Here is an 11,722-nt window from a genome sequence, read left to right as displayed (position 1 = left end):
TATGAAAATTTCTCAAAATATTGCAGCTCAACAATCGTCCGTTTTTTCTGGCGAAGGCTTGTTATTACTGGCGTTAAAAATGCGTACTTTTATCGCATTGATTTTAATTGTGGCGTTCTTTTCGTTTATGGTGCCGAGTTTTTTGGCGACTAGCAGCTTGGTTATCATGGTTAAGCACATTGCTATCAATGCCTTTTTGGCACTGGGTATTACGTTCGTCATTATCACCGCAGGAATTGACCTTTCCATTGGTGCTATTTTGGGCTTTTGTGGCATGGCCGCTGGCTGGTTGATTACCAAAGGCATTGTGTTGCCAATGTTTGGCATCGCTATTTTTCCTAGCGTTTGGCTGGTTGTGCCTATCGTCTTGGTTATCGGTGGTTTGATTGGTGCAATTAATGGCGTCTTGATAACGCGCTATAACGTCGCGCCATTCATTTGTACCTTAGGCACCATGTATATCGTTCGTGGCGCGGCCATGTTGTTGTCAGGCGGTGAAACGTTCACAGGCTTGGCGGGCAATGAACAGCTAGGTAATACGGGTTTTGAATTGATTGGTACCGCAAAACTGTTGGGCTTGCCTTACGCGATTTGGATGATGTTTATCCTTGCTGGTGTGATTGCTTACATAGCAAAGAAAACCCAATTCGGACGTCATGTCTTTGCCATTGGTGACAATGAACACTCGGCTGAACTGTCCGGTGTAAAAGTACGTAGCGTTAAAGTCTGGGTTTACACTATTTCGGGCCTTTGTGCTGCCATTGCTGGCATTGTGGTGTCTTCGCAATTGGTTGCGAGCCACCCTGCCACGGGGGTTGCCTTTGAGATGAACGCCATTGCTGCTGTGGTATTGGGCGGAACCTCTTTGGCTGGTGGCCGAGGCACCATTATGGGGACGCTGATTGGTGCATTTGTGATTGGTATTTTGGCAGACGGCTTAGTGATGATGGGCGTCAGTGAGTTTTGGCAAATGGTGATCAAAGGCGTGGTAATTATTCTTGCGGTCATCATCGACCAAAAGCAAAGTCGCTTGCAGCATAAAGCCGCCATTGTGCAACAAAAATAGACACGTCCTTGTTAGATATTTGCTTTACGCCTGTCGGTGATTAGGGAAAAAACATGCTTAAAAATATAGATCCGTTGCTAAGTGGTGAATTGCTGAACGTGCTACGCACAATGGGCCACGGTGACGACATCGTTCTGGTTGATCGTAACTTTCCTGCGGCTTCTGTTGCCGCTGGGAAACCGGTTATTCGTTTAGACGGCGTGAATGTGACACAAGCGGCCGCCGCGATTTTATCGGTATTGCCATTGGACACGTTTGTTGATCAGCCCGTCACACGCATGCAAGTGGTTGGTGAAGACGAATCTGTGATGCCGGAAGTGCAGCAAGAATTTGCAGCCGTGTTACTAGCGGCCGACAGTGATAATGCTGAAATGGGCTCGTTAGAACGCTTCGCTTTTTATGAAACAGCGAAACAAGCGTTTGCCGTCGTTGTGACAGGAGAGTCGAGAGGCTACGGTTGCTTTTTATTGAAGAAAGGCGTGATCTTTTCTTAATATTGTTTAGTGACATTCAATCCTAAAAAAACACAGGTCAGTGTCACTGGCCTGTGTTTTTTAGCTATATTGAAAGCAATTTCATTTTTTATAATGAAGTATTAATAAATATGAATTTTAAATTAGGATGCGGAATTAATGAAAGGCGTTGTGGTTAGTTTTTTTAGGGTGTTGGAAGATATTTCCGAGTGGTTTTTTAAAGTATGTGAGAATGATTATAAGCAAATATTTAGAGGGGGAATTGTTCTTGTTGGAATGTGTTTAGTCGGACTATCTCAGACTATGCCATTACTTTTAGATCATGAGTATAAAGCGATGGAACTTAAATTTGAATTTGAATATAAGAGTAATATTAAAATCGAGGATGCTAATTGCGAAGAGATTTATAGTCTATATAAAGAGTGTAATCTTGCTAAATATAAAGAAAGTGTCACCTCAGCTTCGGTAAAATTATTGAATACTGTACTTCATGGGTCGTTTTATTTTGGAATGGGGATGGTTATTTTCTCTGCTCTTGGGTATGCGCTAAATGTTGGATCGAGAAAAAATGAGTCTGAGACAAAAAATGTTGAATTGAAGAAATAAATGTATGCCAAAAAGTCAGATGAGAGACTCTTTGGCATGCAGTGATAAAAAATAATTTACTTGAAAATGTAGCCATTCACCATGTTTTCTAGCATTTCTTGACGGCCAGAAACGGCTTTAGGGTCAATGTTGTTTTTCTCTGCGTAAGCCGCAAGGTCTTGCAGAGAATGCTTACCAGCAAGAATGTCCGCACCTAGAGGCTCGTTCCATTTGGCATAGCGTTGATCGACCAATTTTGACAAACTTTCACTTTCGATCATTTTCACTGCGCGTTCTAGTGACAGCGCCAAGGTATCCATTGCACCAATGTGACCGTGGAATAAATCTTCTAGATCCATCGACTGACGGCGAAGTTTGGTGTCGAACATGTAGCCGCCATTTTGGAAACCACCGTTTTTCAGAATTTCATAAGTAACCAGCGTGTATTCTTCTACGCTAGTAGGGAACTGGTCTGTGTCCCAGCCTAATTGCGCGTCGCCTTGGTTGGCATCGACCGAACCGAGAAGACCCAAAGAGCATGCTGTCGCGATTTCATGATGGAAGCTGTGGCCTGCCAATGTGGCGTGGTTGGCTTCGATGTTGACCTTGATCTCTTTTTCAAGACCAAACTCTTTTAAGAAGCCGTACACTGTCGCGGTATCGTAATCATATTGATGCTTGGTTGGCTCAGCCGGTTTTGGCTCGATCAACAATGTGCCTTTGAAACCGATTTTGTATTTATGCTCAACCACCATCTGCATGAAACGGCCAAGCTGAGCGCGCTCACGTTTCAGATCGGTATTCAGTAGAGTTTCATAACCTTCACGGCCGCCCCACAAGACATAGTTTTGTCCACCCAATGCTTTGGTCGCATTCATGGCATGAAACACCTGAGTCGCCGCGTAAGCGAAGATCTCTGGGTTTGGATTGGACGCCGCACCAGACATGTACCTTGGGTTGGAAAACGCATTGGCCGTTCCCCATAAAAGCTTAATGCCAGTGGCTTCTTGCTTGGCTTGAAGAACATCCACCATTTCTGCGAAGTTGTTAATGTATTCTTTTAGTGAACGGCCTTCTGGGCTGACATCGATATCGTGGAAGCTGTAATAAGAAATGCCCAATTTTGTGAAGAACTCAAACGCCGCATCGGCTTTCAACTTCGCCGCATCCATTTCGGATGCTGCGTTGTACCAAGGGCGATCAAAGGTATTTGCCCCGAAAACATCGCTTCCTTGCCAGCAGAAATTATGCCAGTAGCAAGCGGCCATTCTTAAATGTTCTGCCATGGTTTTACCCATTAGCACCTTGTTCGCATCGTAATGTTTGAAAGCAAAAGGATTGTTTGAATTTGCGCCTTCGTATTTTACAAACGGCACCGTCTTAAAAAAATCGCTCATATCAGAACTCCTGACTGTTGTTATTTTTGTCCCTATGAATGATTGACTTTTTAAGCGTTTGCTTCAATTACGAAATTTCCTGAGCGCGTTATTGAATTTGCTGGAAGGCTTTTCTAGTGCTAGATAAGTGGTTTTTGGTATTGGGCTTTGACCTACTTAGGAAGAGCCAATAAGATGTTGAGAGTGTCGTAGTACCAGATAAATAAGTACCAGATAAATAGGAGTATGAATGAACATTGAGGTGTTAGAAAACCCAGATCAAGCACTAATCGATTATCTTAATAAAAAAATTGATGATTTCAATTGGGCTAATTGGGAAGTAAATGAACGAGTTCCTTTAGCGGTCCAAATAAAAAGCGAGCAAGGTGAGGTTATAGCTGGCGCAGCCGCTCGTACGTTTGGTGATTGGTTATTATTAGATACCTTATGGGTTTCAGATGAACTGCGTGGTCAAAATATTGGTAGTGACATTCTAAAAGAAATTGAAGCGTCAGGTAAAAAACGTGGGTGCATTAAATGCCTTTTAAATACGCTAAATTTTCAAGCCATGCCTTTTTATGAAAAATACGGCTATAAAACCGAGTGGGTTCAGCAGGGTTATCCTAAGACTGGGTGCAAATATTTTATGGTAAAAGAACTATAAAGGGTATTTTTACTGCGCTATTAACTTGTTATTCAAGCAGGACGAAGAACCGTTTTTTGATCCTTCGTCGCTTCTTTTAATTGACTATCATTTGTCTTTTAACGAGGAGATTATCGCTTCACACAAACATACACTGAGTTCGTCGATTGTCCGCCTTGAAACGGATTATCAAATGACACTAGGTGTGAATCAACGCTTTCGAATACGGTTTTGAGCAATTCTATGAAGTTATCTTCTGGCGGATTCTGGGACCACATGGCGAATACGCCGTTTGGTTTCAGTTGCTCTGCCATGCGAGCTAGGTTTTCTGTGGTGTAGAAACCGGCGTTGCTTGGGTTTAGGTATTCGGTAGGGGAATGGTCGATGTCGAGCAAGATAGCATCGAATTTTTTTCCAGCGCTGCTTGGGTCAAATCCAGTACTTGGGTCTGTGGCTAGGTCGAAAAAGCTGCCAAGCACATAACGGTTACGTTTGTCTGCGTTGAGTATTTTTCCTAGTGGCACGAGTTCTTTTTGGTGCCAGCTGATGACGGTTTCTAACGCATCGACCACAAGTAACTCTGAAATCCGTTCGTCTTCTAGCGCGGCTACGGCGGTGTAACCTAAGCCCAATCCACCCACAACCACACTCAAGTTCTCACCTTGCACTTGTGCTAAACCAAGCGTAGACAAGGCTTCTTCTGCATCGACAAACATACTCGACATAAGAAACTCTTCACCCAATTTTACTTCGTAGATGTCTCTGTCGCCAAAGGCGGGAATACGACGTCTGCGCAGGGAAATTTCTCCTAATGAGGATTCTTGACTGTCGATCTCTTCGAACAATAGCGGCATGGTTGGGCGTTCCTAAAATACGATATTAATGATTGAAAAAGCATAGCGTTTGGTACACTAATGAATGTTTGATTCATTGAAGGCTTAACAGAAAACTGCTTTTCAAACCCGTCATGCTCGATGTTAATTGGGGTATTTTATAACAGCTTGATGGGGATTAAGTGGTTAATTATTTTAAAAAGCGTTTTTTATTATAAAGAAAGCTTCATGCCAGTACGGTTCTCGTTAATAATTATCTCACCAGAGCAGGATTTCCTCTGCCTTAAGTAAAATGGAGCTTTAATGTCTATGTTAGTACCTATGTCAAAACTCTTCTTTGCGTCTTATATTGAAGAGTTAGTCGTGCAATACGCAAAAGAAAACGTCGAATCAGGTCGATGGCAGAAATCGGGTTCTTTAACGCGCTCCCGTCGTGATACGGAACGGTTATTGCCTCGTGGTATCGAGACGGAAAATAACCATTTCTTTGAATTGAAAGCTCCAGATGTGAATGAATCGGTTGGCAGTATATGGTTGTCGCTCGAAAACAGTGCTACCACGGGCACGGTTTTCATTTATGATTTAGAAATCAAACCAGAATATCGTCGAAAGGGTTATGCCAAGCTTGCCCTGAAGGAGATCGAAGACTTTGCCGCCACACACAACATTGTCAATGTTGGTCTGCATGTTTTTTCTAACAACGAAGCCGCGCAAGCGCTTTATACAGAAATGGGTTTTAAAACGGTGAGTCTTAATATGGTTAAGAATATTGGTTAGCGGGCTGGCTCGTGTATGGGTGTTTTAGATTTGGCATTAGAATGAAATTACAAAAATAGTATGGAGGAGGGGTTTATGACTGCGATAACAGAACTGGATAAATTACTTTGCTCAATGAGTCCAGAATTAGTTAGTGGAGAATTTGTTTTTTGTACGGTTCAAGGTACGGCTCAAGACTATTTAGCATTGGACCCTATAATGATGTTTATTGAATCTGAAGGATTAACTCTGATTCTAGCTAAGCAAACGGCTTTAGAGGCGGGTTTAGCGTTTGAAAGTGCATTTAGCCAAATTACCTTGACGGTACGTTCCAGTTTGGATGCGGTCGGTCTAACCGCTGCGGTATCAAATAAGCTGACAGAAAAAGGCATTAGTGCCAATGTCGTTGCCGCTTATTATCATGATCATATTTTTGTACAAACTGAAAAAGCGGAGGCGGCATTAGCGGCATTAAAAGAGTTTAGTACTCAGCCTAGCTAATATTTCTAATAATACTTTGGGCAGATAAACAAACACTCTGATGAGTAGCTGTACTCTGGCGAGTTCATCGCCATAGTATAAGTAGAGTTATATGCCCGTTACCCTCATGCCACTGCTGTCGTTTTTTACATAAACAGGCTTTAAATTTATCAGCGTTAAAGAGAGTTGCCTCAATTTTTATTTTAGGTTCTTGCTCCTAGTATCAGTTACTATTTCTTCTAAATAGAAAAATCATTGTCAGCCTACAAGGCAAATCAAGTGGAAAGTAAATCAAGTGGAAAGTGAAGCGGGTAGTTGGGCAGTTTGTCCAGAGTGTTTGGGACTCGGTAAAAAAAGCCGAAAGCTGCGCAAGAAAGTGAAGCTGCGTTACCAAAAAGAATTGAATGCGTTTGAAAAAACGAATGGCGAAGGGCTTGCTCCTGTTCGGCCTCAAGGCCACCTCGAAGATTGTTTGAAATGTGTAGGTTCTGGCTTACTTGCCGTTGAGAATTTCCCCGTTGCTGATACCGTAAATTACCCTCATGTTGCAATTATTGGTGGCGGTATTGGTGGTGTGGCGTTGGCGGTGGCGTGTCTACATCGTGGTATTCCATTTACGCTTTACGAGCGTGATAGTGGGTTCGATGCTCGATCTCAGGGCTATGGATTGACGTTGCAACAAGCGAGTAAAGCGATTGAAGGATTAGGCTTGTTCTCGTTAAAAGACGGCGTGGTGTCTACTCGCCATCTGGTTCATACAACAGACGGTGGTGTGGTCGGCGAATGGGGCATGCGCAAGTGGATGCAGTCCGATGAGCAATCGTTACAGAAACTGTCTTCGTCGAAACGCACCAATGTACATATAGCACGACAGTCTTTGCGTTTAGCATTACTTGGTCAATTGGGTGCTCAAGTGCCTGTGCAATGGAGTCACCAGTTGGTGGATTTCAAGGAAACAATAGGCGAAGGTGTTGAGCTGACGTTCCATGTTAAGAGTCAAGCAAAGGGCCAGGAAAGCGAAGCTATTAAAGTCGTTAAGTCGGACTTAGTCGTCGGAGCCGATGGTATTCGCAGTACCGTGCGAAAATTGCTCATTGATGAGGAAGTGGCGCCTTTACGCTACCTTGGTTGTATGGTGATTTTAGGTATTTGCCCTTTGAAGAATCTGAACGGCCTTGAGCATGATCTACTTGACTCTGCTACCGTATTTCAAACCGCCAATGGTAATGAGCGGATCTATATGATGCCTTATGCTTCAGATTCTGTGATGTGGCAGCTTAGCTTTCCCATGCCCGAAGATGAGGCGAAAGCATTGAGTGCTCAAGGTATGACGGCATTGAAAGAAGAAGCCTGTAGAAGAACACAATGGCACCATCCTATTCCTCAGATTTTGGCGGCAACTCAGGAAGCGCAGGTGTCGGGTTATCCCGTGTACGATCGAGAGCTAATGACTTCTGAATTATTAGAGCAAGCCAGACAAATTACGTTAATAGGCGATGCTGCGCATCCGATGAGCCCATTCAAAGGGCAAGGCGCGAACCAAGCATTATTAGACGCGTTGGCGTTGGCACGAAGCATTACCAAAGGTTGCCAGCCGCCGTCTGAGTGGCATGAAGGTTGGAGAAAAACAGGCATCAGAGGTAGTGTGTTAACGAGCTTTGAAGCCGAAATGTTAGAGCGCAGTGCGTCTAAAGTAAAAGGGTCAGCCGAAGCGGCAGAGTTTTTGCACTCCGATATTGTACTTCATGAAGGGGATGAGCCGAGAGGGCGGTGTCTAAAGCGCAATTAAAAAAATGCAAACCGCCCCGTCATTTTTGTCTTTTTAATAGCAACTAAAAACATAGGTTTAATATGTTATCGGTACTTATTATCTGCACAGCGATCATTATGCTGGCAACTCTATTGCCATTATCTCGACATCCTCATTGGGTTATTCGAGGGATGGATTTTCCTCGCTTGCAAATTGCCATTGTCGCTGTGGTGATATTGGTCGTCGATGCAGTACTTCTAGATATACAATCGATAAATACTTGGGTCATTATGGGCGCAACGTTTTTATGTTTGATTTGGCAGTTGTGGTGGATATTGCCTTATACCGTTTTATGGCCAAAAGAGGTGAAAAGTGCCAGTGACATTCACCCTGACAGACAACTGAGCATTCTTACTTCAAATGTATTAACGCCCAATCGAAATGCCGATGCTTTGATTCAGTTAGTAAGAAAGTATAAACCTGATGTGTTGGTAACATTGGAATCGGATCAGTGGTGGGAAGACAAACTCAGTGTATTAGAGGCTGAGATGCCCTACAGTGTAAAATGTCCTCTTGATAACTTGTATGGTATGCATGTATTTTCAAGGTTGCCTCTCGAGGAAGATGAAATTTGCTATTTGGTTGAAAAGGATGTGCCGTCGATACACGCCTCGTTGGTGTTACGAACAGGCGACAAAGTCCGTGTACATTTTATTCACCCCGCACCGCCCAGCCCGACTGAAAACCCCGAATCGGCGGAACGAGATGCCGAATTAGTGATTGTGGCGAGAAGCGTCGCTGAAAGTGATCAACCTGTTATTGTCACCGGAGATCTTAATGATGTCGCTTGGTCGGCTACAACGCGCCTTTTTCTTAAAATTAGTGGCTTGTTAGATCCACGAGTGGGGCGTGGCATGTATAATACCTTTCATGTGTCATATTTCTTTTTGCGGTGGCCATTAGACCATTTGTTTCACAGTCAGCATTTTACACTACGATCCATTCAACGGTTACCCTCGATTGGTTCAGATCACTTCGCTTTGCTGACTAGAGTTTTGTTTTCACCGGTTCAAGATAAGAATCAGCAAGGACTAACACCCAATGTCACTGACAACGAATGGTCAAAAGACATAATGCAAGAACAGGGCGTTAGTAAGTACGATGTGCCGCGACCTGGTGAGTCAAATTAACTGTCGCCTGACGGCGGAAAAAGATTTTAAAATACTTAATTATCCAAGGCTATAAACCAATATCATGACGAGAAAAATATTAAGTTTGAAGGGAAAGCGATCCACAGACGCCGAATCTGCTAATGACGTGATCGAGGATCAATTTCCTAATGACCCACAAAAACGTTTTTTAAATGGTGTTGTGATCCATCCGGCTCCGTGTATTCGTTTGGAGTCTGGATCTAAGCAGCTTTCGATGCGGGCAATGGATTTGATTTCTCCAATCGGTATGGGTCAGAGAGGGCTGATTGTTGCGCCACCAGGCTCTGGTAAAACGACGACGTTAAAACATATTTGTCAGGCTGTGGGCGAAGCGTACCCTGAGATAAAACTGTATGCATTGCTTATTGACGAGCGACCAGAAGAAGTGACCGATTTCAAACGCAGTGTGTCGGCAGAAGTTCACGCATCCTCTTCAGATGAAAGTTATGCCCAACATGTACGTGTGGCCGATAAATTGCTTGATAAGGCCCGTAAAGAAGCGGGTGAAGGGCACGATGTGATGATTGTAATTGATTCACTCACAAGACTGTCACGTGTTTATAATGCGGGGCAAAAAAGCAGCGGTCGCACCATGTCGGGCGGACTTGATACTAGAGCACTAGAAATACCGCGAAAACTGTTTGGTGCGGCCAGAAATATTGAGAATGGTGGATCGCTTACGATTCTAGCAACGATACTTGTGGATACTGGAAGCCGGATGGATCAGGTGATTTTTGAGGAGTTCAAAGGCACGGGTAATATGGAAATTGTGTTATCTCGAGACGTTGCGAGTCATCGGATTTTCCCTGCGCTGGATATTGCGAAAAGCAGCACACGCCGTGAGGAGCTTCTTATTGATTCTAAAGATATTGAAAAGGTAAGGGCGTTGCGACGGTCATTAACGGACCTTCCTCCAGTAGACGGTACTAGAAAGCTGGTTGATTTATTGGAAGAGTTCCCAACGAATGCTGAACTATTAAAGGCTTTTTCACCCGCCTAGTTTTTAAGTCGTGATAGTTGCGAATGACTTTAAAGATTAACAACAAAAGAGTCCGATTTCTTAATGGCGTTTAAGGAATCGGATTCTTTCGTTTGAAGGTAAACTACAGGTCTGGATCATTACTAATTAAAGTAAGGTTATCCGTTAAATTAGGAATTTCTTGTGTCGAGGTCGTCTTTTCAAATGGGTTGGTTACCCCCATGAACTTACCGCCGGGTTCAATACTCAAATTGTCGCTATAAACGGTGCCACTAACACGGCCACAACTTAATATTTCAATACGTGTGGCATGACAGATACCTTCAAAGTGGCCGTTAATGATCAGGTGCTCAGTCGTAATTTCTCCTAGCACGTTACCAGATTCACTAATTTTTAGTTGATTTACAGCCTCAATTTGCCCTTCAACATGCCCATCAATTTGTAGCTGGTTTGCTACTTTGAGGTGTCCGTTGACTGTGCAGCCTTCTGCGATGAGAGTTGTAGTTGATGACTGACTCTTAATTCTATTTTGTCCACCAAAGATTCCCATCTTATTCCTCTTACATTTTTGAAAATTGTATCAAATTTATCAACGTTCCAATCCAAAAATGGTTTTGGATTTAATGGTCGCCCAATAAACCTCACTTCATAGTGAAGGTGAGGGCCAGACGTTAACCCACTGTTGCCTGAATAGGCAATCAAATCGCCTTTTTTAATAAAATCGCCTTTTTTGACAACGAACTTACTTAAATGAGAATAAGAACTCGAAAACCCATATGAATGCAGTATGCGAAGAAAATTACCAGACCCTTTGTTACTCGGACGTATTGCTTCTATCGCGCCATCTGCCGGTGCATAAATGGGGGTTCCTGTATTCACTGCAAAATCTTGTCCACGGTGATATTTCATGATGCCCGTAACAGGGTGGATTCGTTTACCATAACCTGAAGACGTTCTTGCATTTTTTACTGGTGGGCCGCTTGGTATTTGAGTCAACATGGCTACTCGTATTGAGGAGTTGATAGTGGCCGTGTCTAAACGAGACTCCAGCTTACCGTCATTATTATCCATGCCCAAAAGGCTTTCTAAATCTCCCAGTCGATCAGAGACCAATTGCATTCGCTCTTCTCGTTCTGATAAATCTTGTTCTAAGCTTATTTTTAGTGCGGTTAGTGAGGTGATTTCTTTACTTAGAGAAAAGGATTTATTTTCTAGCTCCCGCAGTTTTAGTTTTGAGAATTCCGCATCGTTAAGTAAATAATAAATGATTCCAGCGGCGAGTAAGATGCCAAGAAAAATCATGCCACTGATAAACTTGAGTGTGTGGCGAGTTTTCTTCCCAAAGCTGAAATGCTTCGTTCCATGAATTGAAGAAACGGATACGGTTATATTATCTTTCATCGCTTTGCTTTGTTACCAAGATCATAGTTACGTTTTAGTGAGACAACATACTATCTATATTTGTATTTTTTTGTAACTTAAAGTTTAGATAACGAGAATACTCTACTTTTGAGTGCCTTGTTTTTCGGAGGGATTTCCAGAAAATAAAAACGTTGTAGATACTGGAAAG

The 11,722-nt window shown here is 43.0% G+C and carries 13 protein-coding genes; 9 read left to right on the top strand and 4 right to left on the bottom strand.

Going from position 1 to position 11,722, the window contains the following annotated elements; genetic code table 11:
• Position 1 precedes the first annotated feature (1 nt).
• The 3 genes from M3I01_RS10750 (at position 2) to M3I01_RS10740 (ending at position 2,145) form a co-directional block, all read left to right on the top strand.
• Positions 2–1,066: an ABC transporter permease gene (locus M3I01_RS10750; RefSeq protein WP_255895875.1), complete on the top strand. Its 1,065-nt coding sequence runs from the start codon at positions 2–4 to the stop codon at positions 1,064–1,066.
• A gap of 53 nt (positions 1,067–1,119) precedes the next feature.
• Positions 1,120–1,560 (top strand): RbsD/FucU family protein, encoded by a 441-nt coding sequence (locus M3I01_RS10745; protein ID WP_112138996.1) that lies wholly within the window; start codon positions 1,120–1,122, stop codon positions 1,558–1,560.
• A 138-nt stretch (positions 1,561–1,698) separates the two neighbouring features.
• Positions 1,699–2,145 carry a hypothetical protein gene (locus M3I01_RS10740; protein WP_255895874.1) on the top strand — a complete coding sequence of 149 codons (447 nt, stop codon included), beginning with the start codon at positions 1,699–1,701 and terminating at the stop codon, positions 2,143–2,145.
• Between the two features lie 56 nt (positions 2,146–2,201).
• Here the strand turns inward: M3I01_RS10740 and xylA are convergent, their stop codons facing one another.
• A complete protein-coding gene (xylA, locus tag M3I01_RS10735) occupies positions 2,202–3,521 on the bottom strand; it encodes a xylose isomerase (RefSeq protein WP_255895873.1) in 1,320 nt (439 codons plus the stop codon).
• Between the two features lie 229 nt (positions 3,522–3,750).
• On the opposite strand from xylA, the gene M3I01_RS10730 reads away from it, so the two are divergent.
• Positions 3,751–4,164 (top strand): GNAT family N-acetyltransferase, encoded by a 414-nt coding sequence (locus M3I01_RS10730; protein ID WP_255895872.1) that lies wholly within the window; start codon positions 3,751–3,753, stop codon positions 4,162–4,164.
• A 110-nt stretch (positions 4,165–4,274) separates the two neighbouring features.
• On the opposite strand, the gene M3I01_RS10725 is transcribed toward M3I01_RS10730, so the two are convergent.
• Positions 4,275–4,997 carry a polyamine aminopropyltransferase gene (locus M3I01_RS10725; RefSeq protein WP_255895871.1) on the bottom strand — a complete coding sequence of 241 codons (723 nt, stop codon included), beginning with the start codon at positions 4,995–4,997 and terminating at the stop codon, positions 4,275–4,277.
• A 282-nt stretch (positions 4,998–5,279) separates the two neighbouring features.
• Here M3I01_RS10725 and M3I01_RS10720 point away from each other — a divergent pair, with 282 nt between their 5' ends.
• From M3I01_RS10720 to rho, 5 genes are all read left to right on the top strand, one after another.
• Positions 5,280–5,753 carry a GNAT family N-acetyltransferase gene (locus M3I01_RS10720; RefSeq protein ID WP_255895870.1) on the top strand — a complete coding sequence of 158 codons (474 nt, stop codon included), beginning with the start codon at positions 5,280–5,282 and terminating at the stop codon, positions 5,751–5,753.
• A 75-nt stretch (positions 5,754–5,828) separates the two neighbouring features.
• Positions 5,829–6,233: an ACT domain-containing protein gene (locus tag M3I01_RS10715; protein ID WP_255895869.1), complete on the top strand. Its 405-nt coding sequence runs from the start codon at positions 5,829–5,831 to the stop codon at positions 6,231–6,233.
• 274 nt (positions 6,234–6,507) lie between these two features.
• On the top strand, positions 6,508–8,001 hold the full coding sequence (locus M3I01_RS10710) for an FAD-dependent oxidoreductase (protein ID WP_255895868.1): 1,494 nt from the start codon (positions 6,508–6,510) through the stop codon (positions 7,999–8,001).
• A 62-nt stretch (positions 8,002–8,063) separates the two neighbouring features.
• Entirely contained in the window at positions 8,064–9,152 is a 1,089-nt protein-coding gene (locus tag M3I01_RS10705; RefSeq protein WP_255895867.1) for an endonuclease/exonuclease/phosphatase family protein, read from the top strand.
• 64 nt (positions 9,153–9,216) lie between these two features.
• Positions 9,217–10,173, top strand: a complete 957-nt coding sequence (gene rho / locus M3I01_RS10700; RefSeq protein ID WP_255895866.1) for a transcription termination factor Rho — start codon at positions 9,217–9,219, stop codon at positions 10,171–10,173.
• 103 nt (positions 10,174–10,276) lie between these two features.
• On the opposite strand, the gene M3I01_RS10695 is transcribed toward rho, so the two are convergent.
• Entirely contained in the window at positions 10,277–10,702 is a 426-nt protein-coding gene (locus tag M3I01_RS10695; RefSeq protein ID WP_255895865.1) for a bactofilin family protein, read from the bottom strand.
• A complete protein-coding gene (locus M3I01_RS10690) occupies positions 10,606–11,553 on the bottom strand; it encodes a M23 family metallopeptidase (protein WP_255895864.1) in 948 nt (315 codons plus the stop codon). Before M3I01_RS10690 ends, M3I01_RS10695 begins: the two co-directional genes overlap by 97 nt.
• Positions 11,554–11,722 lie beyond the last annotated feature (169 nt).

This window comes from Marinomonas maritima (assembly GCF_024435075.2).
Classification (GTDB): domain Bacteria; phylum Pseudomonadota; class Gammaproteobacteria; order Pseudomonadales; family Marinomonadaceae; genus Marinomonas; species Marinomonas maritima.
Note: the sequence above shows the minus strand (reverse complement) of the source record. Positions and strands in the feature narration are given on the sequence as shown.

What these genes read in the sequence shown, in the direction of transcription:
- M3I01_RS10750 (WP_255895875.1), top strand. Translation starts at nt 2, where the DNA reads ATGAAAATTTCTCAAAATATTGCAGCTCAACAATCGTCCGTTTTTTCT.
- M3I01_RS10745 (WP_112138996.1), top strand. Translation starts at nt 1,120, where the DNA reads ATGCTTAAAAATATAGATCCGTTGCTAAGTGGTGAATTGCTGAACGTG.
- M3I01_RS10740 (WP_255895874.1), top strand. Translation starts at nt 1,699, where the DNA reads ATGAAAGGCGTTGTGGTTAGTTTTTTTAGGGTGTTGGAAGATATTTCC.
- xylA (WP_255895873.1), bottom strand. Translation starts at nt 3,521, where the DNA reads ATGAGCGATTTTTTTAAGACGGTGCCGTTTGTAAAATACGAAGGCGCA.
- M3I01_RS10730 (WP_255895872.1), top strand. Translation starts at nt 3,751, where the DNA reads ATGAACATTGAGGTGTTAGAAAACCCAGATCAAGCACTAATCGATTAT.
- M3I01_RS10725 (WP_255895871.1), bottom strand. Translation starts at nt 4,997, where the DNA reads ATGCCGCTATTGTTCGAAGAGATCGACAGTCAAGAATCCTCATTAGGA.
- M3I01_RS10720 (WP_255895870.1), top strand. Translation starts at nt 5,280, where the DNA reads ATGTCTATGTTAGTACCTATGTCAAAACTCTTCTTTGCGTCTTATATT.
- M3I01_RS10715 (WP_255895869.1), top strand. Translation starts at nt 5,829, where the DNA reads ATGACTGCGATAACAGAACTGGATAAATTACTTTGCTCAATGAGTCCA.
- M3I01_RS10705 (WP_255895867.1), top strand. Translation starts at nt 8,064, where the DNA reads ATGTTATCGGTACTTATTATCTGCACAGCGATCATTATGCTGGCAACT.
- rho (WP_255895866.1), top strand. Translation starts at nt 9,217, where the DNA reads ATGACGAGAAAAATATTAAGTTTGAAGGGAAAGCGATCCACAGACGCC.
- M3I01_RS10695 (WP_255895865.1), bottom strand. Translation starts at nt 10,702, where the DNA reads ATGGGAATCTTTGGTGGACAAAATAGAATTAAGAGTCAGTCATCAACT.
- M3I01_RS10690 (WP_255895864.1), bottom strand. Translation starts at nt 11,553, where the DNA reads ATGAAAGATAATATAACCGTATCCGTTTCTTCAATTCATGGAACGAAG.